This window comes from Mycobacterium innocens (genome assembly GCF_900566055.1).
GTDB lineage: Bacteria > Actinomycetota > Actinomycetes > Mycobacteriales > Mycobacteriaceae > Mycobacterium > Mycobacterium innocens.
Genome location: NZ_UPHQ01000283.1, coordinates 1 through 22,389, shown reverse-complemented (window position 1 = coordinate 22,389; position 22,389 = coordinate 1). Strand labels below are relative to the sequence as shown.

At 65.2% G+C, this 22,389-nt stretch carries 18 protein-coding genes; 13 read left to right on the top strand and 5 right to left on the bottom strand.

Going from position 1 to position 22,389, the window contains the following annotated elements; all coding sequences use genetic code 11:
* Positions 1 to 44: 44 nt before the first annotated feature.
* The 5 genes from EET03_RS27305 to EET03_RS27285 all read right to left on the bottom strand — a co-directional run bounded on the left by EET03_RS27305 (position 45) and on the right by EET03_RS27285 (position 8,222).
* Entirely contained in the window at positions 45 to 806 is a 762-nt protein-coding gene (locus EET03_RS27305; RefSeq protein ID WP_075542604.1) for a hypothetical protein, read from the bottom strand.
* A gap of 80 nt (positions 807 to 886) precedes the next feature.
* Complete coding sequence (gene sigM, locus EET03_RS27300) at positions 887 to 1,453, bottom strand: RNA polymerase sigma factor SigM (RefSeq protein WP_075542605.1); 567 nt, start codon at positions 1,451 to 1,453, stop codon at positions 887 to 889.
* 63 nt (positions 1,454 to 1,516) lie between these two features.
* Positions 1,517 to 5,080, bottom strand: a complete 3,564-nt coding sequence (locus EET03_RS27295) for a lipid II flippase MurJ (protein ID WP_075542606.1) — start codon at positions 5,078 to 5,080, stop codon at positions 1,517 to 1,519.
* Positions 5,077 to 7,485: a hypothetical protein gene (locus tag EET03_RS27290; RefSeq protein ID WP_075542607.1), complete on the bottom strand. Its 2,409-nt coding sequence runs from the start codon at positions 7,483 to 7,485 to the stop codon at positions 5,077 to 5,079. Before EET03_RS27290 ends, EET03_RS27295 begins: the two co-directional genes overlap by 4 nt.
* Positions 7,482 to 8,222: an NUDIX hydrolase gene (locus tag EET03_RS27285; protein WP_075542608.1), complete on the bottom strand. Its 741-nt coding sequence runs from the start codon at positions 8,220 to 8,222 to the stop codon at positions 7,482 to 7,484. Before EET03_RS27285 ends, EET03_RS27290 begins: the two co-directional genes overlap by 4 nt.
* A gap of 322 nt (positions 8,223 to 8,544) precedes the next feature.
* Between EET03_RS27285 and EET03_RS27280 the strand changes: the two genes are divergently transcribed.
* The 13 genes from EET03_RS27280 to EET03_RS27210 all read left to right on the top strand — a co-directional run bounded on the left by EET03_RS27280 (position 8,545) and on the right by EET03_RS27210 (position 22,100).
* Positions 8,545 to 9,987 (top strand): CCA tRNA nucleotidyltransferase, encoded by a 1,443-nt coding sequence (locus EET03_RS27280; RefSeq protein WP_075542609.1) that lies wholly within the window; start codon positions 8,545 to 8,547, stop codon positions 9,985 to 9,987.
* 24 nt (positions 9,988 to 10,011) lie between these two features.
* A complete protein-coding gene (locus EET03_RS27275) occupies positions 10,012 to 10,521 on the top strand; it encodes a pullulanase (protein ID WP_099193861.1) in 510 nt (169 codons plus the stop codon).
* Positions 10,522 to 10,605: 84 nt separating this feature from the next.
* Positions 10,606 to 10,920 carry a DUF2563 family protein gene (locus EET03_RS27270; protein ID WP_075542617.1) on the top strand — a complete coding sequence of 105 codons (315 nt, stop codon included), beginning with the start codon at positions 10,606 to 10,608 and terminating at the stop codon, positions 10,918 to 10,920.
* A complete protein-coding gene (locus EET03_RS27265) occupies positions 10,902 to 12,788 on the top strand; it encodes a putative alpha/beta hydrolase (RefSeq protein WP_075542611.1) in 1,887 nt (628 codons plus the stop codon). The genes EET03_RS27270 and EET03_RS27265 overlap by 19 nt, the downstream gene beginning before the upstream one ends.
* Positions 12,789 to 13,364 (top strand): hypothetical protein, encoded by a 576-nt coding sequence (locus EET03_RS27260; protein ID WP_244232569.1) that lies wholly within the window; start codon positions 12,789 to 12,791, stop codon positions 13,362 to 13,364.
* 37 nt (positions 13,365 to 13,401) lie between these two features.
* Positions 13,402 to 13,659: a YrhB domain-containing protein gene (locus EET03_RS30525; RefSeq protein ID WP_167470712.1), complete on the top strand. Its 258-nt coding sequence runs from the start codon at positions 13,402 to 13,404 to the stop codon at positions 13,657 to 13,659.
* 133 nt (positions 13,660 to 13,792) lie between these two features.
* Complete coding sequence (locus EET03_RS27250; protein ID WP_063470842.1) at positions 13,793 to 14,104, top strand: WXG100 family type VII secretion target; 312 nt, start codon at positions 13,793 to 13,795, stop codon at positions 14,102 to 14,104.
* Complete coding sequence (locus EET03_RS27245) at positions 14,097 to 14,387, top strand: WXG100 family type VII secretion target (protein WP_063470843.1); 291 nt, start codon at positions 14,097 to 14,099, stop codon at positions 14,385 to 14,387. The genes EET03_RS27250 and EET03_RS27245 overlap by 8 nt, the downstream gene beginning before the upstream one ends.
* A 4-nt stretch (positions 14,388 to 14,391) precedes the next feature.
* Positions 14,392 to 16,851, top strand: a complete 2,460-nt coding sequence (locus EET03_RS27240; protein WP_075542612.1) for a glycohydrolase toxin TNT-related protein — start codon at positions 14,392 to 14,394, stop codon at positions 16,849 to 16,851.
* Between the two features lie 22 nt (positions 16,852 to 16,873).
* A complete protein-coding gene (locus tag EET03_RS29930) occupies positions 16,874 to 17,506 on the top strand; it encodes a hypothetical protein (RefSeq protein ID WP_136625768.1) in 633 nt (210 codons plus the stop codon).
* Between the two features lie 631 nt (positions 17,507 to 18,137).
* On the top strand, positions 18,138 to 18,695 hold the full coding sequence (locus EET03_RS27235; RefSeq protein WP_082274618.1) for a hypothetical protein: 558 nt from the start codon (positions 18,138 to 18,140) through the stop codon (positions 18,693 to 18,695).
* Between the two features lie 97 nt (positions 18,696 to 18,792).
* Positions 18,793 to 20,853 carry a DUF5631 domain-containing protein gene (locus EET03_RS30520; protein ID WP_244232568.1) on the top strand — a complete coding sequence of 687 codons (2,061 nt, stop codon included), beginning with the start codon at positions 18,793 to 18,795 and terminating at the stop codon, positions 20,851 to 20,853.
* A 239-nt stretch (positions 20,854 to 21,092) separates the two neighbouring features.
* Complete coding sequence (locus tag EET03_RS27210; protein WP_099193857.1) at positions 21,093 to 22,100, top strand: hypothetical protein; 1,008 nt, start codon at positions 21,093 to 21,095, stop codon at positions 22,098 to 22,100.
* Positions 22,101 to 22,389: the final 289 nt, after the last annotated feature.

Below are 22,389 nucleotides of genomic sequence, written 5' to 3'. Positions count from 1 at the left end.
GCACTGGTGTTCCCTTCCGCGCGTTGGACCATGTCGGGATGCCGCTACGAGCCGGTGGCTCGGGCGACTGTGGTGCTGGCCAACAGGCCGGTATCGGCGGCGCTGCAGTTGAGCGCCACTGCGTAGACCGCCAGGGTGTCGGGGCCGTCGCCGGGTACCACCAGCAGCACCCCGGGGCGGGCGTTGATGCCGATCGGTTGGGCGCCCAGGATCTGCGTGGATGCCGGGTAGCCCAGGCCGTTCAGGCAGGACGCGCGCCTTGACGGGTCGGCGAGGGCGGCGTCGACCGGACCGTAGTCGGGTGTGCGTTGCAGCAGTTCCAGCATTTGTTCATGCGACAGCGCAATCACCGGCGGCGACGTCGAGACGGTGATGTGCATTGCGGTGGTGGGCGTGCTCGGCGCCGGTGAGGGCGCAGTGAGCAGTGCGGCGGTACCCACGCCGATCGCCGCAACGGTCGCGCAGAACCCGGCTATCCCGGCAAGGATCTTCGCCGGGCGGATGCGCGGCCGGGCTGCGTGCGCGGCGGGCGACTCACTGGAAGCCACCGACCGCAGCGTCCCGGAGATTCTGGCGGTGGCATCGGCAGGAGGATCCGGCGCTGAGGCCGGATCAGCGCCGGCGGCCGCGAGGTCGCGGCGCACCTGCTGCAGGGCACGCAGGATTGCCGCTGCCTGCGGGTCGGTGCGGACTCGTCGGCGGATGCCGGCGGCGGCTTCGTCGTCGAGCAGACCCGCCTGCAAGTCGGCGAGGAGCTCGACGGTCAGCGGCGGGTTCGCGTCGGCTTCGTGTCCGGTTCCATTCATCCGCCCCAGTGTCCGTCATGCGTAGTTTGATCACCAGGTACCGCCCCGCCCAGAAATGCGGCGGGCCGTGCTAACCGGTGCTAACCGATGTCCAGGGCGCGGGTTCCGGTGTCGAGGTAGCCCAGCAGCCGCGCCAGCCGCGCCCGCCCGCGGGCGCAGCGGCTTTTGACGGTGCCCTCGGCCACACCCAGCATGCGTGCCGTGTCGGCGATCGAATAGCCCTGCATGTCGACTGCGACCACTGCGGCCCGTTGCTCGACCGGAAGCTGCAGCAGCGCTCGCTGCACCAAGATCTCCGTCTCGACTCGAGCCGTTGCATCCGGAACCGGATACACGTCGTCGAGCGGGGCGGTCGGCCGGGACCTGGCCTGGCGCAGCCGGTCCAGGCAGGCATTGACCACGATGCGGTGCAGCCAGGTGCTGACCGCCGCGTCATGCCGAAACGACGCCGCGCACCGGTGTGCCGAGATCATCGCGTCTTGCAGTGCGTCCTCGGCGTCTTCCGGGGTGCGGCTGGTGAGCTGGGCCAACCGGTACAGGTGGCGCTGATGGCGGCGGAACAACTGCTCGAAGGCGCGGTGCTCGCCGGCGACGAAAGCCGCCAGCAGCTCGGCGTCACTGCGTTCCCGTCTGCCCCCAAAACCCACGGCCGGACAGTAACCAATCGGTAGCCGCAGGGCACTTCACTCGTTTGCGGGGTTGTGCGGCAATCAGGATGCGGCCTGGACGGTGATCTCCGAGATGTCGGCGCGGCTCTTGCCGTCGGTGGTTCCCAACGTTGAAATCCACACCAGCAGGTTGGACGTCGGTGCCGACGATTTGACCGCGATGGTGTTGTGGCCGGGCTTGAGTGCGGTGGCCGAGGTCAGCACGGAGGTGTCGTCGAGCTTCGACGGGTTCGGCGTCGGTGACGAGCGGATCTCGACTTTCGTGCCGGTGCTGGAAATGTCGATGGTGACGGCTCCGACCACGGTCGGCTTCGGCAGCTGCAACATCAATCCGACGCCGTTCTTGAAAGCGGGGAACGGGACGGCGTCGGTGTAGGCGTCGGTTTGCCAGGAAGTGCTGGGATTGCCGTCGATAGCCAAATCGGCTTGGCCTGGGTTGTCGGCCTCCCCGTCGGGGGAGAAGACGGTGGCTTTGGTGGGTTTGACGGTGCTGCCGGCGGGGGCGGAACTGGCCTCCGACGCCGACGACGTTTGGGTGTTCAGGCCGAGCTGGTCACGGTTGAGGCCGGCGCCGACGTTGCCGAAGACCTTGTTGATCACCGAGACCAGAACCAGAAGAGCGACCAGCAGAACGGCGGCGCCGGCGCTGATACCGATGAGCAGGTTGCGGCGACGCCGCGCATAGGCTTCGCTGTCCTCCGCGGCCGAGCGGTGGACGGAGACCGGCGCCGCCGGCTCGACGGGACCGAGCACCTCGGTCCGGTCGGCCACCGCAGTCGCCTGCTGAAGCAGGTTCAAAAGCGTTGAGGCACTGCGTATTCCGCCGTCCTCCTGTACTGACCGGACGGCAACGGCGGAGATCTGGAAGGGAATGTCGCGGTCGACAACGGTCGGTTCGACGGGCTCGCCGGATGCATCCCGTTCGGCGGGGGGGAACCCGCTGCGGGTCCCGGACTCCGGCAGCGGCCACTGGTTGACCAGCAAGGCATACAGCGCGGCGCCAATGCCACGGATGTCGTCCTGCGGGTTGGCTTCCGGCATGGTTGCCGGATAAGCCAGTACCACGTTGCCTTCGATGCTGACGCGCACCCGGCTGGGGTGGTCGATCGAGAGGGCCGCTCCGGCGCGGTGCGCCGCGTCGGCGGCCGCGGCCAGCGACTGCATCGCCCGGATTGCCCCCACTGGCGACGGCGCGGTCTCGGCGACCTCGCGCAACGAACCGCCACGGATCCATTCGGCGACCACCAGACCCCCGGAACCGGTGTGCAGGACGTCGAGCACCCGCGCGATACCGGGTTTGTCGATGCGGCTCAGCCGCAGGGTGCGGGCCAGGATCCCCTGGCGCACCTCCTCGGGCAGCGCGCCCTCCGGGTCGACGAACGTCAACGCCACCTGGCGATCCAGCGCGGTGTCCAGCGCCTGCCAGAACCTCAGATGCGCTGTGCCGCCGTGGAAGATCAGCAGACGGTAGCGGCCGTTGGCAATGCGGGCACCCGGAACCAGGTTGACGTCGTCTCGCGGCACCGACGTTTCCGGGCCACGCTCGCGTGGCGCATCGAACGGAATCGGCCCGCGGGCATCGGCGTCGCCGTTGAGCCGGTCGGGCCGGCGGGGCCGCGACCCGGCACCCCGATCGGGGTCGGCGGGAATGTCGGGCTGAAAGTCGTCGGCAACCGGCCGCGGTAGGTCGGTGCCGGAGACGGCGTCGGACGCGGCGGCACTATCCGATGGGCGGTCGGTCACCTCCGGTCCTTTCGCTATCCCGGCTCTGATTGCCGGAGGTCTGCGCCGGATCGGCTGATGGACCGCAGTTTCCCCCGGCGCGGACGACTTTCTTTGCTCAGGGTACGTGACGCGGTAACGACCAGACGATCCATCCGCAGCAGTGACCCCGCGCCGACCGGGCTTGCCGGACCGAACGCCGAGCCGATGCTGGATCACCCGCAGCGCCGCCTGCGCCTCCGGGACCTGCGCGCCGAGCATGACCGCGGCCAGAATCGGCACCATGATCAGCCCCAGAACGAGCAGCCGCAGCAGTGAGCCGGCCCCACCGCCGTGGGCGGTCAACTGAGCCAGGCCGAGCAGCCGATCCGCGACGTGGGCAATCAGGCCGGCCAGCAACGACGCGGCGGTCGTCACCAGGATGGTGTGCGCCTCCTGGGCGCCGAGCAGCTGGCCACCGCGAGGCCGCAGCGCCCGTCGCAGCAGGTAGTAGCCGATCGTCGCGCCGGCCAAGAATCCGAGCCCGTTGGCCAGTCCCAGGTAACCGGCAACCAGCTCGCGGTCATCGGTGACGTGTGGCGCCAGCAGCGAGGCGACGATCTTGACGCCGGTGATGACCACGATGATGACGATCGGTGTCCATGGTTGCTCCCGGGCATAGAACACCCGCAGTTGCAGCAGCACCAGCCCGTAGGGAATCAAGGTGAACGCCGACAACCCGATCGCGGCGCCGAGGTATCCGGCGTCGACTTGGCCGAAATGTCCGTAGGCGAACAACGCGCTGCCCATCGCCGGCCCGCCGACAGTCATGAAGGCCACCGTGGGGATCAGCGTGATCATGGTCAGCCGGGTCGCCAGTGACAGGTCGGCGAGCACGGCCGGGATGTCGTCGGCGGCGGCATTACGGCTCAGTCGCGGCATCACCACGGTCAGCACGGTGACACCGATCATGCCGAACGGCAGCATCAGCACCAGCCAGGTGTAGTTGTAGATCGCCGGGCCGGAAGCCGCTGCCGTGCTGGCGATCTGGTTGCCGACGACTAGGCCGAGCTGACTGATCAGCACATACAGCACCATCGCGGCGGCCATCGCGCCAAATCGCTTGAGCCGCTGGTCGATTCCCCACAACGGCCGCAGGCTGATGTGCTCGCGCCCAATCGCCGCCAGCAGCACGGCGGTTTGGGCGAACACCCCCAACGTGGTGCCGATTCCCAGCACCAACAGCTTGGGGTTGCCCATCTTGACCGGATCGACCGACAGCTCACCGGGGGCCGCCAGATACACCCCCAGGGTCGCGATGGCGACCACGTTGTTGACGACCGGCGCCCAGGCCGGCGGCCCGAACACGTTGCGGGTGTTCAGGATCGCCATGAACACCGACGACAGGCCGTAGACGAGGACCTGGGGGAGTAGCAGGTAGGCGAAGGCGGTGGTCAGCGGCTCGTTGACCTGCGGATTGCGGCCCAGCATCAACCGCACCAGCAGCGGTGCCGCGGCCACCGACAGGACGGTGGCCACGACCAGCAGCGTGGTGGCCACCGTCACCAGTCGGCGCACGAACGCGGCGCCACCGTCGGGGTCGTCCCGCTCGGCACGGGCCAGCACCGGCACGAAGATCGCGGTGAAGGTGGCTTCCAGGACCAGCGCGGCCACCAGGTTCGGCAGCTGGTTGGCCACCGAGAACGAGCTGGACAATGCGGCACCCAGGATCGCGGCCAGCAGCATGATGCGGGCGAAGCCGGTGAGCCGGCTGATCAGCGTCGCGAAGGCCATTCCCCACGATCGCGACACCAGGGCGGCGTCGGACAGTTCAGCCCGGCGCGGGGCCGGCCGCTGATCCGGGCGCTGCGTCGCTGGGTGCACTCGCCGCGGAGCCGGTTTCATACCCGGTGCTCTTCTTGGACCCGACGGTCGGGCGCACCACCCTGTTCGGTGTGCCGGGCCGGGGGCGGGTCGGGGCGATCCAGGTCGGCGCGGTCGGGCTGGCCGCGGAACCGGTGCCAAAGCCGCCGTCCGGCCAGTGTCACCAGCACTGCCGCGGCGGTGAGGGTGATGGCGAACAGCACCTTGCCGTAGGCGTTGGAGTGCACCGACAACCGCACCGGTTCACCCAGCGCCATGCCGTCGGGCGTCTTGAGCGCGACGTCGATGGCGACCCGCTGGGTGAAGTTGACTTCGATGGGTACCCGCAGCGGCAGGTATCCGGGCGGCAGCTCGATTTGGCCGACGTCGGTGACCGTCATGCCGGGCGGAGCATCGACCTGCAGCTTGACCCGGATGGGTACGGCCAGACCGTTGTGCAGCGCCAGGGGAAGCGGACTGTGTTCGGTGGCCAGGGTGTAGGAGCCGCCCGGGTTGACGATGGTGACCGCACCGAAGAAGTCGTTGATGGTGTTGCCGACCACCGCCAGCCGCTGCTGGGCCAGGCCGTTGCGGGTGTCCGGCGCCACCGACTGGCTCAGCGCGCGCAGCATGTCCTCGCGAAGCGGCGCGGTGTATTGCACACCGGTCAGCCCGGTGCGCTCATCGGTGGTCAGCGCCGCGGTGAGCTTCCACAATCGGCCGACTTGGCCGGCGATCTGCGCGGTGATGTCGTCGCTGAACCGGCCGCGGGTGGCGGGGTTGGCCTCGGTGCCCGGGGGCTGCGGTGGCTCGGTGTGCGCCGCCGCCTCGGCGATCAGCGCGGGCAGCGGACGCGGCACGGCCAGTCCGGCGTGAATGGTGGTGGCCAGGGCGGTCAAGATGGCCTGGGCGTCGTCACCCTGCAGGTTCCAGGTCGCCGGTGGCACCAGGATCTGGGTGCGGGGGGCGGCGTCCGGGTACAGGCTGCGCCACAGCAGGGCACCTAGGGCGTCCTGGCGGCGGGCGGTGGCCGAGTCGTGGCTGATGCGAACCGACAGCGACAAGTCGAGGTAGGTGGGAACGATCGGGTTGCTGCCGGCCGCGGCCAGCGCGGCGCCGACGGCCGGGTCGAACGGCGCGGCGACCAGCTGGGGGGACAGCCGCCGGGGGGTGATGTCGGGGTTGGCGGAGGTTCCTTGACCGGTTTCGGATATGTCGGGGGCGGCAAAGTCGGCGGCCGCGATGGCGACCATGCCGTCGTTGGCGCTGAGCAGGTCGACCGCGCGGCTGGTCAACGGCCCGTCCGGCATCAGGGTTGCACCCCGCACGGAGTTGATGTCGAGAATCTTGTCGACGATGTCGCCGGCGCTTACGGTGGCGATCGTGCTCAGCCCGGGGTCGTTGACCCGCTGCAAGGCGTCCAGGTCGGCCTGGGAATACGGCAGCGGTGCCACGCAGGTGCGATGAGCCAGCGCGCGCAGCCGGTTCAGCCAGATGGTGGCCGCGGTTTGGCCCGTTCCCGGGTGGGTCGGGGTACCGGGTAGCTGCCCGGGGCCGTCGGGCGAGTCGGACACCACATAGCCGGCGGTCATCGCGTTGACGGTGACCAGCAGATCCGGATCGACCGCCAGACACAGCGCACGGGTGACGGCGCCCTCGGGGTCGACGTCGCGGCTGGTGGCGAGTTCGGATGCGGAGAGCAGGGTGTCGAGTCGGCCGCCGTTGGCCAGCGAGTTGGCCAGGTCGTCGTCGACGAGCCGCACCGGAATGGTGCCGCCCGGGACGCCGGGGGCCAGGCGGGGCCGGTCAGCGAGCGGCCACAGCATGGTGATCCATACCGGCTTGGTGGTTTCCGGTGCGATGGCGGTGTCAAAGCCGGCTGCCTTATCGGACTTGTCGGGGGGCACTCCCACGACGGGCAGCAGGAACCGGGCGTTGTCGAGCCGGGCGGGCGCCCCGTAGTCGGGCGTCCCGTTGACGTTGACCAGGATCGGGAAGATACCAGGTTGGTCGATGGTCAACGACGGCTTGGTCAGCGAGCGCAGCAGCGCGGACAGGGTGAACCCCGCCCCCTGTCCGCGCTGCAGTTCCGGGGCGACGGTGACGAAGTCGGTGGCCGGCTGGTATTGGTCGGTGCTGCCGTCGAGCGAGATGCGCAAGGCCGCCGACGACGTGACGGTCCCGGCATGCTCGAGCCGGACCATCACGTCACGGACCGGGCGGTCACCGATGTTGGTTACCGTGCCGCTGACGGTCACCACCGGGTCGCTGGTGGTGGTGACGACGTCCGGGGTCACCTGATCGATGCGCACCTGCACGAATGGCGTGGGGGTGGGCTCACCCGCGGTCGCGCGCGGTACTTGGAGCACGCCCGCGAAACCGGCCACGATGCCGATCACGGCGGCGAGGCGCCACAAACCGGCCCAAGGCACTCGCAACGCAGTCACGGCCCGTGAGAGTTCTTTCGCCTCGTCGGCGATCCGTCTGCGTGCCGGGTGCGTGAGTGGGTCTGCGGCCGTCGCCGCGGTGAGCTCGGCGGAAGCGGGGGAAGTGCGGCCGGGCCGTCGGTCTGCAGTTTGTCGATCAGTTCGTCGGCCACCTCGGCCAGGCGGCGCTCGTCGGCGTACGCCAGCCGGGACGGCAGCTCCCGAATCGGCACCCAGGCCACCTCGGCGACCTCGAGATCGTCGTCGGAAAGCTCGCCGCCCGAGAAGCGCATCAAATAGTGATGCACGGTCTTGTGCACCCGGCGGCCGTCGGTGACGAACCAGTAGTCGATGCGGCCCAGCGCGGCCAGCACGCTCCCGAGGATTCCGGTTTCCTCGGCGACCTCACGGATGGCGGTCTGTTCGGCCGTCTCGCCCATTTCGATGTGCCCCTTGGGCAGCGACCACAGCATGCGTCCGCGTCGGTCGATACGGCCGATCAGCGCCGCGACCTGCTCGTCGCGCGGTCCGTCGATACCGTCGATGACCAGGCCTCCGGCGGATGTCTCGTGCACCGTGCGCAGCCGGTCCGGACGGCCGCGACGCGAGCGCGGCCGGGCAGGTCTTGCCGATGACGGGGTGGCGGCGCCGTTGCCGGCAGGTTGGGTGTCCGTAGTATTTTCGGCGGAACCCGCAACGCCACGACCGCGGCGCCGGCCCCGGCGCCGACGTGGTTTGGCTTGTTCGCCCTGCGACACCCAAGCGATATTAGCTGGCACGGGCTGGTCTTCCGGATGTACTCGCCGTCGTGGGCTGCATCGTTGGTGCAGGTTCGGGTGGCCGGGTCGCGCGCGGGCACGCCGGTGGGTGGTCGGCGGCGGACGAGGCGAGTCCCGTCGGCCACTTGCGTCACAGGAGTCTCTGGGTTGGTGGACATGCGATGTGCCCACCTTCGAGCGACTGCGCTGCGGCCATCCGACTGAACCCCGGCTCGGTTGATCAGCCTCTCGGCGAGCCGGCAAATACCCGTCAGCTACCTGTCAATGCCACCCCGATCGATTCCCATTAGGCTGATCGAACGTGCCCGACACCGTCCAGGACGCCCACCTGCTGACCGCGGCCGCGGTCGCCCTCAATCGGCATGCCGCCGTGCTTCGCGAACTGGGGTCGGCATTCGCCGAAGCGGGTCACGAGTTGTATCTGGTCGGCGGTTCGGTGCGCGATGCGCTGCTGGGCCGGTTGAGCCCCGATCTGGATTTCACCACCGACGCCCGCCCCGAGCAGGTGCAGAAGCTCGTGCGGTCCTGGGCCGATGCGGTATGGGACACCGGTATCGACTTCGGCACCATCGGCGTCGGCAAGGACGCCTATCGGCTGGAGATCACCACGTTTCGCGCCGACAGCTACGACCAGGTGTCGCGGCATCCCGAGGTGTCTTTCGGCGACCGCCTGCACGACGATCTGGTGCGCCGCGACTTCACCGTGAACGCGATGGCGGTGCGCGTCACGCCGAACGGTCCGGGCGAATTTCTTGATCCGCTGGGCGGTTTGGCGTCGTTGCGGGACAAGGTGCTCGACACTCCGGCACCACCGTCGGAGTCCTTCGGCGACGACCCGTTGCGGATGTTGCGCGCCGCGCGGTTCGTCTCCCAACTGGGCTTCACCGTTGCGCCGCGGGTGCGGAGGGCGATCGAGGAGATGGCCCCGCAGCTGGGCCGGATCAGCGCCGAGCGGGTGGCCGCCGAACTGGACAAGCTGCTGCTCGGTGACGATCCGGTCGCGGGCATCGACCTGATGGTGCAGAGCGGCATGGGTGAGGTGGTGCTGCCCGAGGTCGGCGGCATGCGGATGGCGATCGACGAACACCACCAGCACAAGGACGTCTACCAGCATTCGCTGACCGTGTTGCGGCAGGCGATCGCGCTGGAAGATGAGGGCCCGGACCTGGTGCTGCGCTGGGCGGCGCTGCTGCATGACATCGGCAAGCCCGCGACCCGCCGGCACGAGGCCAACGGCGGGGTGAGCTTCCACCACCATGAGGTGGTCGGCGCCAAGATGGTCCGCAAGCGGATGCGCGCGCTCAAATACTCCAAACAGATGATCGACGACGTCGCGCAGCTGGTGTACCTACACTTGCGGTTTCACGGCTACGGCGACGGCAAGTGGACCGATTCCGCGGTGCGCCGCTATGTCACCGACGCCGGGCCGTTGCTGTCGCGGCTGCACAAGTTGGTGCGTGCCGATTGCACGACCCGCAACCAGCGCCGGGCGGCCCGGCTGCAGGCCAGTTACGACCGGCTGGAGGAGCGGATCGCCGAATTGGCCGCCCAAGAGGATTTGGCCCGGGTGCGTCCCGACTTGGACGGCAACCAGATCATGGAGCTGCTGGGTATTCCGGCGGGCCCGCAGGTCGGCGAGGCGTGGAGGTACTTGAAGGAGCTGCGGCTGGACCGCGGGCCGCTGAGCACCGAGGAAGCCACCGCCGAACTGTTGGCCTGGTGGAAAACTCGGGGGAACCCCTAGCTTGGGTGTTGCGTCAGATCGGTTGTGGAATATTGCATGGGCGGGGACAGCGGATCCGCGGCTATCTGGAACCGTGCACCCGACCTCGACCTCGACGGTGACGGCCGGCTCGATGCGATCGGGCTGGACTTGGATGGCGACGGGATGCGCGACGATGCGCTGACCGATTTCGACGGTGACGGGCTGGCCGACCATGCCGTACTCGACGTCGACAATGACGGGTTCCCGGAGAGCTATTTCACCGATGACGGGTCGGGGACGTGGGCGGTCGCGGTCGACCGGGGCGGACAAGTGCGCTGGTTCGGGCTGGATGGCGTCGAGCACACCGGCGGTCCGCTGGTCGACTTCGACGGGTACGGCCATGCGGACGACAGGTTGATCGACGCCGACGGCGACGGGCTGGCCGACCGGGTGCTGTGTGCCGGGGACGAGGGTGTGACCGCGTATGTCGACACCGACGGGGACGGGCATTGGAATGTACGGCTGCGTGACACCGATGGGGATGGCGCCGCCGACGGCGCCAGTCGATTGTGAATTGACCGGCACACGCACTGCCGTTAGCCTGGCCCGCAACTGCTGAGCCAAGCCGGGATCAATGCTCTCCGAAAAGAGGTGGCGATGTTCGTTGACACTGGATCGCTGCACTTGGGGGCCAACGATTCTCACCGTGCGGGTGACCATGCCCAGGACGGAGCCGGCCGTCTATCGCGCGGACCACTGGTGTCGGGGATGTTCGGGGAGTTTGCCGCAGCCGAGGCATTTCATGGCGCGGTCACCTCGGCGCATGCTCAGCAGATGAAAACGTTGCAGGCACATCAAGAGGTGCTCACCACGGTCGGCGGCAATGCGCGTCGAGCCGCGGCGGGGTTCACCGGAATGGATGAGCGCAACGCCGCGCAGCTGCGGGCGGTGCGATGCAGCTCCGCTACATAAGCGTTCCGCTGTTGATCGGCGAGGCCGGTGGTGATCCGTGGGCGATCAACTCCAGCCTCCAAAGTGGGCGCCCCGCACAGATTTCCGATTTGGCGCAGGCCTTTCATGATGCGGGCCGGTGTACCGCCGAATCCAGTGCGGCCTTCGACGAGGCGCGGCGCCGATTTGAGGTGGCGTGGAATCGGGAAAACGGTGATCATCCGATCAACGACTCGGCCGAAGTGCAGCGCGTGACTCAGTCGTTGGGCGCGCAGTCCTTGCAGTTGCCGAAGATCGGGGTCGATCTGGAGACCATTGCGGCGGCGTTGGCCGAGGCGCAGCGGTCGGCCAGTGGACAGATCGCGACGCTGGAGGGCCGGCTGCAACAGCTCGACAACCAGATCGGCCAAGCGGTCGAACTCGAGAAGGATATCCACCTCACCAATGCCGATAGGGAGGCACTCGAGACACTTAGCTCTGCCCTTGAGGATCAGGCAATCGCCGACACCAAAAGCGCCCTGGGACAACTGCAATCGATCCGCAACGGCTACTCGGACACCCTGCAGAAGTCGCTGAACACATTGCGAAGTGATGGGTATGACCCGGCAGGTATCCAGGCTCTCGACGCTCCACAATCACCACCGAAACCTGAAGAGCCGATTCAGATTCCGCCACCGGGAACTAGCGCTGAGGCGGTCAACAAGTGGTGGAAATCGCTGAGCCCTGAACAGCAACGACAACTGATCGCTGACCATCCGCCAGAGCTGGGGAACCTCAACGGAATTCCGGTCGACGTCCGCAGTCCGATTAACAAGGCAGTCATGGACGACGATCTTCATCGCGTGGCGGACGTTGCCGACAAATACGGTGTTTCGGTCAACGAGGTGGTCGCCGATCCGGGCAAGTATGGGCTGTCCGCGGCAGCAATTACCCGCTATAACAACGCCTGCCGTACTCAGGAGGGGCTGAACGCGTCTGCCAAGGCGAAGGATGAACGGAACAATCATCCCGAAGTATTTCTGTTGAAGTATCAACCCGATGCCTTCGGCGGCGAGGGGGCTGCCGCGATCGCCATGGGTAACCCCGACACCGCGGCTCACACTGCAGTACTGGTCAAGGGACTGGGTACCGGGGTTCGCGAGGGAACGCTTTCCAACCCCGACGGGGTGCGCCTGTACCAGGAGTCCAGCCGAGCCGACTGGGGAAAGCGAACCGCGGTGGTGATGTGGGTGGGCTATGACGCGCCCAACACCGTGACAGACCCGGGTTTGTACGAGCCGAACATGGCCGGTACCGGAGGGCAGGCGCTGGCCGCCGATGTGAACGCCCTGGCGGTCACCCACCACGACGACGTGCCGTCACACATGGCGGTGGTCGGACACTCCTACGGGTCCACTACGGTCTCGGATGCTGCGGCGGCCTACGGAATGCATGCCGACGATGTGGTGCTAGTCGGCTCGCCGGGAAGCGACCTGGCGCATTCGGCGGCCGATTTTCATCTATCTCCGGGTGGGCATCTTTATGTCGGGGCGGCTTCGGGGGATGCGGTGACCCGGTCGCCTGGTCATGTGACCGGACCCGGCCTCATCGGTCCGACGCTAGGTGGGCTTGGAGACGATCCCGCCGTCGACGGTTTCGGGGCCACCCGGTTCAAAGCCGAAGTCCCGGCGTATACCGGCAATCCGGTCTATGACCATTCGCACTACTTTGATGACGGGTCGGAATCGCTGTTCAGCATCTCTGACGTGGTCTCCGGTCACGGCGATGCGCTACAGCACGATGGGATGACCGCACATCATCGCGGTGAATACGGGATGGGGGAGTGGTTCGACCCCGAAGCGCTGCGATCGGCGACCACCGGGCACCGCCATAGCGGACCGACGGGCTGAATGCGTGCCGTTTCGCGATTTCGAAAAATCTTGAAAGGAAGTGGACGGGTGTGGACCCTGCCAGTCCGGATTGCCGTTGCGGCGATCGGAATCGGCCTTGTGCTCGGCGGATGTGCTGAGGTCGTGCGGCACCCGATTTCGCCTCAGCAGGCACGCGCCCAGGTTGTCGATGCGGTCCGCGACATCGTCAACTCCCTTCATGCCGAGGTGACTGAAGCGACATTCAGTTACGAATCATGTAATGACCAGGGAGAGCCACCGTTTCGTGGGGTGGTGGACTTGTCGTTTTGGATGCCCGGTGTCTCGCACGATGGACCGGCCGATCCTAAGACGGTGATCTCAACGTTGGTCGCCGACGGGTGGAGCACCGACTCCGATTTCATATCCCATTCGCCGACGCTGCGGAAGAAGGACGTCAACGCCATCGTGACGGTGGTACCGCCCGCGCTCCATGGGGAAGGATTTAACAGTCATGTCGGCGTCAAACTGGACGGCGAGTGCCGCGACACCTTCGACCACCGTAAGGACCACTCCATCTTGCCGGTCGATATCAGTAAGGAAATTCAGCAGCCCTGATGCCGTCGGCGATGAACACTGGATTCATGAGGTATCGGTGACTGAAATAGACCTGGAAAAGGCTCGAATGCGTGCTGTTGAGGCGATTGACAAATTGGCTGAGAAAGAGCGACTGCGTGAGCTCATGATCATTGATTCAGCGATCGTGGAGACAAACGGCGCATGGTATTGCCCGTACGACGCGGTCGCGTTCGTCGTACATGGAGATATTTCCGCTGCCTTGGCGGGGAATGTGCCAGTGAGGGTACCGCGAGATGGCAGCGCTCTCACCTACGAAGCGCCCGCTCAGTGGTGAAAAGGGGAGCGAGCCGCAATTTGTTGTAGGCCTTGCAGTGCGCCATCGTCACCTCTGGTGTCGTAAGTCACTTCGTGAGTGGTAGGGCGCTGGCTGAATTGTGGCGACGTGCCGATGTTGTTAAGTTGCCGCCATGGGCGCTGATGACACGTTGCGGGTAGAACCCGTGGTGATGCAGGGGTTCGCCGAGTCGTTGCGTGGTGCGGCTGAGCATTTTGCAACGCAGCTGGCCGAGCTTGATTCTGAGGTTGGCGAGTTGTTGGGCGGGTGGCGCGGCGCGTCGGGGAACTCGTATGGCTCGGCATGGGAGTTGTGGAATCGCGGTGCTGGTGAGGTGCAATTGGGGTTGGCGATCTTGGCGCAGGCGGTAGCCGAGGCGGGCGCGGGGTATCAGCAAAATGAGGCTGCGTCCGCCCAAGCGATGCGTGAGGTCGGTGGTGGCTGAGCCGTTTCGGGTCGATCCGGCGGCGCTGTCCGAGGCGGTGCAGCGGATGGCCGAGTTCGGGCGTCACACCGAAAGCATGCTCGCCGAAATCGACTCGTTGGTGACCCGCTTGCACGTGACGTGGACGGGGCAGGGCGCGGCGGCTCATGCTGAGGCGCACCGGCATTGGGCTCTTGGTGAGGCGATGATGCGCCAGGCATTGGCTCAATTGCGTACCGCGGGACAGGGCGCGCACGCCAATTACTCGGGTGCCATGTCGACGAATAGCCGTATGTGGTCGTGAGCTGATGACCACGCTGGCGGTGGATCCGCCGGCCCTTGATGGCGCCGGTGCGGCGGTGGTGGCCGCCGGTGAGAATCTAGGGTCGGTGACTTCGACGCTGACCGGTGCGCTGGCGGGATCCGCCGGGATGGCCGGGGATGATCCGGCCGGCGAGCAGTTCGGACGTGCTTATGACGAGACGGCGGCCACCGTGTTGCAGGCGATGGCCGTAACACGCAATGGGTTGTGCAACCTCGGCGATGGCGTGCGCATGACCGCGCACAACTACTCGGTGGCCGAGGCCATGTCCGATGTCGCCGGCCGCGCCGCGCCACTGCCGGTGCCGCAGCCGACGAGTTGCGCGGCCGCGAGTTCGGCGCCGTCGGCGATTGGTAATGGTGATAACGCCCCGGCGGGGTGGGGCTGGGTAGCTCCCTACATCGGGATGATCTGGCCCAATGGGGATTCAGGGAAGCTGCGTGCGGCGGCGGCGGCCTGGCGTAACGCCGGCACCCAGTTCGCGGTGGCTGAAATCCACGCGACCGCCGGGCCGATGAATGCCATTCGCGCTCAGCAACTCCCGGAAGCAGGGCTCATTGAGGGCGCGTTTTCCGATGCCTACTCCAGCGCGACCGCCATAGTGGGGCAGTGTCAGACCATCGCAACCGGGCTGGACAAATATGCGGCCAAGATCGACGCGGTGCATGCGGCGATCCTGGATTTGCTGTCGCGCATCTGCGATCCGCTGACAGGAATCAAAGAAGTCTGGGAGTTTCTCACCGACGAGGACGAAGACGAGATCGCCCGCATCGCCCATGACATCGCCACGGTGGTCGATAATTTCACCGGCGAAGTTGATGCGCTCGGCAACCAGATCAGTGAGGCGGTTGCGCAGGCCCATACGACGATCACCAACATGGGCCGGCTCGCTGCCAAGGAATGGCAGCAGTTCCTGCAAGGCAACCCGGTGGGTTGGTTAATCAATTTCACCGGGCAGCGGTTCAAAGGCATGGGCGAAATCGTCTGGGGATTGGGCGAAACGGCCTGGAACTATAACCAGATTCGCGCTCTGCTCGACCCGGTTGGCTATGGCCGTGATGTGGGCGGGATGGCCCTGGGTATGGCGCCGCTGGTTGGCCTCGGCGGCGACCACGCGCCATCGGTGTTTCAGTCGTGGAAGGAGGTCTTGAAAGACACCGTTCACTGGGACGATTGGGCAAGAAGCCCTGGCGAGGCCTACGGAAAAATGGAAGCCGACGTGGCGACGAACTTCTTTCCCGAGGGGCCGGCCGCCAGGTTGGAACAGGCCCGCGAGGCGGCCGATAAACTAAAAGCATTCAGGGAGAGGTTGTTCGGGACCCGCGACCCAGGTGACTCGAGTCCTCCCAAGCCGCCCGCAAGCACTGGCCCTAAGGCTGAACCGCCTGACCAGCCGCAGCCGCCGACGGACCAACAGCCCCGATCTGGCAGCCCGACGCCTGGGCCGCAGTCCAAACCTGGAGCGGGAGATAATCCGCTACCGAAGAGCCCCACTGAATCCAAGACACCAGTCGAGAACAAACCAGTCACCGGTGGGTCGGTCAAACCCACTGGGGCACAACCGGATTCGGTGGGTACGCCCGGGGGATCCGTTTCCGCCGCGTCAGGCGAGAAACTACCGGCAAGCCAATCGGAACAAGGTGGCTCCGTCCCTGCTCAGGCACCAGCGTCCGGTGGCAATTCCCCCAAACTGACTCTATCGGCGCAGCCGCCAGTAGCCGCACATCCACCGGAAGCAGCCCAAGCGGCGCCGCATTCCGCGCTTTCAACCGACCCCCCGCACGAAGTACCAGCCCACAGCGGCGCGGTCCATGGTAAACCCCCGGGCGCCCATCCAAATGAACGAGCGCCAGGTCCCGACGACTCGCCTCATGAAGCAGGCGGCAGCCAGGATCCGCATGAAGCGCATTCATCGGACGATTGCGGCTCAGCTAGCCATGACGGCTATGACATCGGTGGTCACCATGAGCCGCCCACTGGCAGGGACGTTTTTCCAGATGCGAAACCTTTTGGTGAGCTCGACGAAATAGAATATCGGACACAATTTGAGGACGAGAATGGCAATTTGATATATCCTGATAAGGATGATCCCGCCAAGCCCTACGCGATTCCAGGTACGGCGCATGATATGACCGAGGCAGCGATCTGGGCACTGGACGGAACAAAAGTTGATCGCATCGGTTATCCTGGCGGGGAATGGCTTGCCCCGGTAGGGACTCCCTATGAAGCTCGATCACTTCCCCACACTAATTTAGACAAGCCGTACTTTGCCTATACGGTAAATGTCAAAGCCGGATTGCCGCCTGGATGGAAACTCGAGGAATCCCTCGCTGCACCATGGTTTGGACACCCGGGAGGCGGACCCCAGTACAAAATTATGGCCCCACCGGATGACTGGCCCAAGGTCCAGGACCTCATTGACAGAGGGTTCTTGACGAGGGACTAAGAGCGAACCCTAGGAGTTCATGATGCCCAATTATCAGGTTGACCTAAGCATGTTCGCTCCGCCGGTACATCGGATTGTTAAGTCGTGGTATTCCTGGCAGGAGGTATACCTCCGAAAGCTGGGTAGTTACCCAGGTAAGAACGAACGCGAGCCGCGTGGCCGAGAGACTCAGGAGGAAGTATTCTGGGGCGGCAGGCCGCCAGTAATGATTAATGATCGCGAATTGCGGTTTTTTGACGATCTGGAACTTTCATATTATTTGGTATTTGAAGATAATCTTAACTATATCGACGGGATGTCAAGGGGCTCACGGCGTAGGTACATGATGTTCAGGCGTTTCGAGGATGCCGAAAAGTATATGCTTTTTTTGATTAGCCAGGCTGCACGGCCAGGCTATTACGAGGATTCACCAGGTTTTCGCTGGTATAAGCAGGGCTTGCATCCCAGGGTATCTTTATCTAAGCCTGATCCAATAAATCATCCGGGCCGTGTATCCATAACCGTCGATCAGGAGGCCACTGATAGAGGATGGATGAGCGAACATGACGCAATTGCTGCGTCACACGCCATCGTCTTGAGCTTTGAGGAGCTTGATGCTGTACTGCGCCAGGGAGTTCCACCTGCCTGGTTTACGATTAACGTAATTGGTGACTAGCTGACATTGGCACTGAGAGTGAGTATCGGGACACCGGCGCACGGGCGGAAGTTAAGCATCGCACTTAATAGTAAGCAGCCTCTAACTGAGAAAGCGGTGGCGTGATTTGAGGGCACGGTAATGGCGGCGATCAAATTGGAAGCGACTTCGTAGGATGCGGCAGAGTCGCTATCCGCAGACCTTTTCGGTGTGTCGTGCTTGTCACATGGTTGGGTCGTGCGTGTGCAGAGCCAAGCTATGATGTGAGTTCGCGGGGGCTACTGATCAATGAATGTTTCGATTTCGCATCCACGGAATTTATCTGTTGCGCCAAACTCTGTGCTTACTTTGTAGCACGTGCCGGGTCAACGATGGTGAACTGGCTGCGCGTCGATGGCACAGCGGGTGGACCCGGACTTCCGGAATGTCGCGTAAGAATGGTCACCAACTCACCGTGCAAGACGGTGAACTCTTTGCCTACGAAGTTAAATCCATATGAGTATGACGCGTACAGCCAATGGCCGTGTCGAGCGATACGATCTGCCGCGTTCCATCAACGTAGCCGATACCGCGCCCCCGCATCTGGCCGTTCGCGTTATCTCTTTGATCGCGGCGCTGCCAGCCAAAGCAGCGCAATCACGGCCCTCCTACGATGTTGAATCCATACGGGTCTGTCGCGTACGCCCAATGGGCGTTCCCGAGCGATACGATCTGCCATGTGACCCCGCCTTCTTCGTGGCCGACGCCGCGCCCCCGCACCTGGCCCATCCTCGTTACCGCTGTGATCGCCGCGCTGCTGGCCGCCGCAGCTCTTGTTGTGGCCCTCACACGGTCCACCGCTTCGGGCGCAAAGGCAACGCCAGCGATGCCGACCTATAGTGCTGCGGAAACAGTCGCGGCCCAACAGGAACTATGCGACACATACAAGCTGGCGGCCCGCGCAGTCGGGGTTGATACAAATGGCAATAACCCGGCATTAGCCCGAATCGCACTCACCAATGCTGCTGCGATGCTTGACGTCGCAGACGCTAATCCAGCACTCGATACCAAACACCGTGATGCTGCACGCGCGCTGGCGACGGCATACCGCACCCTCACGGCGAAGAGTAGTAGCGACGCTTTCACCGAAATCGAGTATCGGACCGCCCTCGGTGACGTCAATGCAAAGGAAGCCACGATGAAAGAGGTGTGCGCGGATGGTGGCAGGTGACCTCCCGGCTGGTAAATGGACAGTTGCACTTATCGGGCCGTGGTGGCCGGCTCCGTCGACTGCTCTGCGCGCGGGAGCCCGTCACTGGGGTACCTGGATGATGCAAAAACAAGAGCTCGCCCAGAGTCTGCGGAAGCAGCGGGAGTTCCTGTCATGTAACGAAGGCAAAACGGCCGAAGATCTGATCGCCCGGTATTTTGAGGGCGAGCAATCAGAACTTGACAGAGCTGAAAAGTATAAGGCTAAAGCGGAAGCCTTTGATGCGGGTGGCGATGCGATCGATTATCTGCGGACCAGATTGACGGGCATCGCGGATGGAGGCAATAAGGAAATAGATGACGTTCTCACGTCAAAGAAACCGCTTGCCGAGCAGCTAGCGGAGATACAGGTAATCCAAACTCGCTGCAATGCTGACGCGGCGAACGCATCCTGTGCAGCCGTCGACAAGATCATCGCAGCCACGGAGAAAGTACTCAATGCCGAAGGTGTCGGCGTCGATGCTCGAGAGTGGGCACGTGCAAACGGCTTTAACCTGGACGATGCTGTAGCACCGCGCCCGGTCAGTAAAGACGATCTGGATGTTGCGCCGACTGGCCCAGGCGCCCGCGCCAGTGGTGGTTCCGGAAGTCTTCATGGCACAACCGAGCCGATAACGCCTGCAATGACGGGGGGCGGCAGCTTTACCGGCAGTGGTGTTCAGTCGGCTAGCTCACAGGTCGTTCCTCCAGCTACGGGCGGCTCGAGTTGGAGCGGCAGCCAAAGACCGCTACCAATAAGCCCACCACCGGTAACCACACCAGGGATGCCCCCCGGCATACCAGCAGCCCCCGGCCTACCCGGCGGTTCATTCCCACCAGCGGCTACGGGACAAGGCATTTCACCTACCTCGCTTGGGCAATCGTTTGCCACCGGGATGATGACAGGGCAACCGGCTGCGGGTGCGCAGTCGTTGTCGGCTGGCGCCATGCATGCGATGGAATCGGGGGCAACACCAGCACCGCAGACGGCTTCTCCCTTACCTACACCGCCGCCGGTGGCTGCACCGACTATCGCTGCCGCCGGTATCGAATCAGCAGCAATCCACCCTCCGGTCGACACGTCAGCGACCGCGTCGAGCACCCCGGTGATGGCAGCCGGCGACACCGGCACGGCGGCGGTAACACCAACGGTGGTAACGGGTGCGCCGATGTCCGCGCCAGTGACGCCTGCGGTTGGCCCGGCGGTCCCTGCTGGACCGCTGCCCGCTTACGGCTCTGACCTGCGCTCACCCGTCGTCGCTGCCGGGCCCACTCCATCGGCTGTGGCAGCGCCGGTTTCCGGTGCGCCGGTGGCATCGTCGGCGTCGTCGTCACCATCAGCAGGGGGCCCGCTGGTTTCTCCGGTCGAGCGCACAGCGGCAGGCACCACCACGGGTGGGCAGGTTGGCACAAGCGGAACGACGATGGCCGCAGCGTCGGCAGCGTCGGCCACATCCGGGGCGGCCGCCGGTGCGGTGTCTGCTAGGACGGCCGAGCAACAACGGCTGGAGCGCCTCGTTGATGCGGTGGCTCGTCAGGAGCCGCGACTGTCCTGGGCGGCCGGACTGCGTGAGGATGGCACCACCACCTTGCTGGTCACAGATCTTGCAGGGGGGTGGATTCCGCCGCACATTCGACTGCCTGCCAACGTGACTCTGCTCGAGCCAACCGCACGACGTCGCGATGTCAGCGTGGTCGACTTGCTTGGAGCCGTCGTCGCCGCGGCTGCGCACGAGCCGAACGCCTACATTGGCGCGCCGGGTCCCGATGCGCCTCTGCTAAGCGGCGATCGCGCAGCTCGCTCCGCCGCGCCTCAAGTCGACGAACTCGGACCGACCCTCGTCGAGGCCGTGCGTCGTCGCGACGGCCTCCCGCGGATAGCGCAAGCCATCGCAGCGCCGGCAGTGCGCAAAACCGGCGTCCTGGAAAGCGAAACCCAATTGCTGCGGGAGCGGCTGACCGCGATCCAGGAGTCGGTGCTCCACGCGTACCCTGACCACGAGCTATCGGCTCTTGGCGATTGGATGCTCATGGCGGCAATCGATGCGCTGATCGACGAGCATCGGTATCTCGCGAACTATCACATTGCGTGGTTTGCCGTAGTCGCTCGACGCGAGGGCTCGGGAGGGTTTGCTGGGTAAGGAGTTTTTGGTGATTCCCGGCAGTGGGTTCCAGCACCGGGCGACGTTGCAGGACTGTCAGCTTCGGACCGCGGTAACGGATCCGTGCTGGATACTGTGGCATAGGCCCGCCGGTCCCTCAGGGTGAATACCTGTCAAGTTGTGCTGTGACAAAATCATGATGACGCACCCAGCGGCGGGTGGAAGGCAACAACCAAGGAGCGGCCTCAGGTCTGCCCAGATTAGGTTGAGGTGAAGACATGACCGGAGATCCGTTCCCGTTCCCGGTTCCGGGAGTTCCGGCTATTCCGCCCAACTCCAGCGGAGTCCCGATCAAGGTGACGCCCGAAACCTTATTGCAAGCGCTTTATGGACCGTTATCGCCGCCGGTCGAGCCGAATACCGTTCCACCACCAGGACCTGCCCCCGCAGACCAGGCTCAATCAGCATTGGGTGCCTCCGGGAATCTCGGCGTTCCCGGCGACGTCGCGTCTAGCAGTCAGGAAGATCTGGATCGTCGGGCGCACGCGGCCGATGCCGCGCGGAAGTTCCCGGCTAACGAGGCTGATGCAGCACAGCAGTTCCAAGGCGTCGGCGCGCAGGCGGGCGCCCAGGGGGCTACCCAGATGATCCAACAAGTGGTGTCCGGCATTACCGGTGCCGTTGGCGGGGCGGTTGGCGGCTTCTTGGGGCCACTCACTCAGCTTCCACAGCAGGCGATGCAGGCCGGCCAGGGCGCAATGCAGCCGCTGATGAGTGCGTTTCAGCAAGCCCATGGCGCGCAGGGGCTGGAGGCTGCGGACGGGGCGCGGCTCGTGGACAGCGTCGGCGAAGAATCCGGGCTCGGCGGCGGCAGTGGCGCCGGGGGCATCGGTGGCGGGGGCGGTAGCGGCACAACCCCGACGGGTTATCTGGGACCGCCGCCGGTGCCGACGTCGTCACCACCGACTACTCCTGCTGGGGCGCCAACCAAGTCGGTGACGGGAACGCCTACCGGCGGTACGTCGCCCACACCGGCGTCGATGGGTGGGACCGGGATGCCGATGGTTCCGCCCGGCGCGATGGGCCATGGCGGTGAAGGGGGGAGCAAGGACAAGCCGGTCGAGAAGCGGATAACCGCTCCGGGTGTGCCCAACGGCCAGCCGGTCAAGGGCCGCTTGACGGCTCCGCCTAGTATCCCCGTCAAGACTGGCGACGGCAAACCGCCCGTTACCAAGTCGGCCCGCCGGATCGTGGTATTGCCGACCGACGGGGAAGCGAAGGAATAGCCCGATTGCTTTGGAGCTGAGCTGAGACCGTTCCTCGGCCTCACCCGACCCGCTCGGAAGTCGCATATACCTCAAATCAAACAATGCGGTGCGTGGGCGTTCGGGTTGCCCAACCCTGCACCTATTCCGGTCCGCCCCCAGCGGGCGCGGCGTGGTCTCAGATGAATCGTCCCGGGTTTCGTGCGCACTTCCTTTCTTGGGAAGGATGGCACGATGCCAAGCAAGTACGACGAGAACACCAAGGCCAAGGCGGTCCGATTGGTCCGTGAGCATGCCGACGACTACGACT

Coding starts and splice junctions, on each gene's coding strand:
- EET03_RS27305 (WP_075542604.1), bottom strand. CDS start 806: ATGAATGGAACCGGACACGAAGCCGACGCGAACCCGCCGCTGACCGTC.
- EET03_RS27295 (WP_075542606.1), bottom strand. CDS start 5,080: ATGAAACCGGCTCCGCGGCGAGTGCACCCAGCGACGCAGCGCCCGGAT.
- EET03_RS27270 (WP_075542617.1), top strand. CDS start 10,606: ATGTTCGTTGACACTGGATCGCTGCACTTGGGGGCCAACGATTCTCAC.
- EET03_RS27265 (WP_075542611.1), top strand. CDS start 10,902: ATGCAGCTCCGCTACATAAGCGTTCCGCTGTTGATCGGCGAGGCCGGT.
- EET03_RS27260 (WP_244232569.1), top strand. CDS start 12,789: ATGCGTGCCGTTTCGCGATTTCGAAAAATCTTGAAAGGAAGTGGACGG.
- EET03_RS27250 (WP_063470842.1), top strand. CDS start 13,793: ATGGGCGCTGATGACACGTTGCGGGTAGAACCCGTGGTGATGCAGGGG.
- EET03_RS27240 (WP_075542612.1), top strand. CDS start 14,392: ATGACCACGCTGGCGGTGGATCCGCCGGCCCTTGATGGCGCCGGTGCG.
- EET03_RS29930 (WP_136625768.1), top strand. CDS start 16,874: ATGCCCAATTATCAGGTTGACCTAAGCATGTTCGCTCCGCCGGTACAT.
- EET03_RS27235 (WP_082274618.1), top strand. CDS start 18,138: ATGTTGAATCCATACGGGTCTGTCGCGTACGCCCAATGGGCGTTCCCG.
- EET03_RS30520 (WP_244232568.1), top strand. CDS start 18,793: ATGATGCAAAAACAAGAGCTCGCCCAGAGTCTGCGGAAGCAGCGGGAG.
- EET03_RS27210 (WP_099193857.1), top strand. CDS start 21,093: ATGACCGGAGATCCGTTCCCGTTCCCGGTTCCGGGAGTTCCGGCTATT.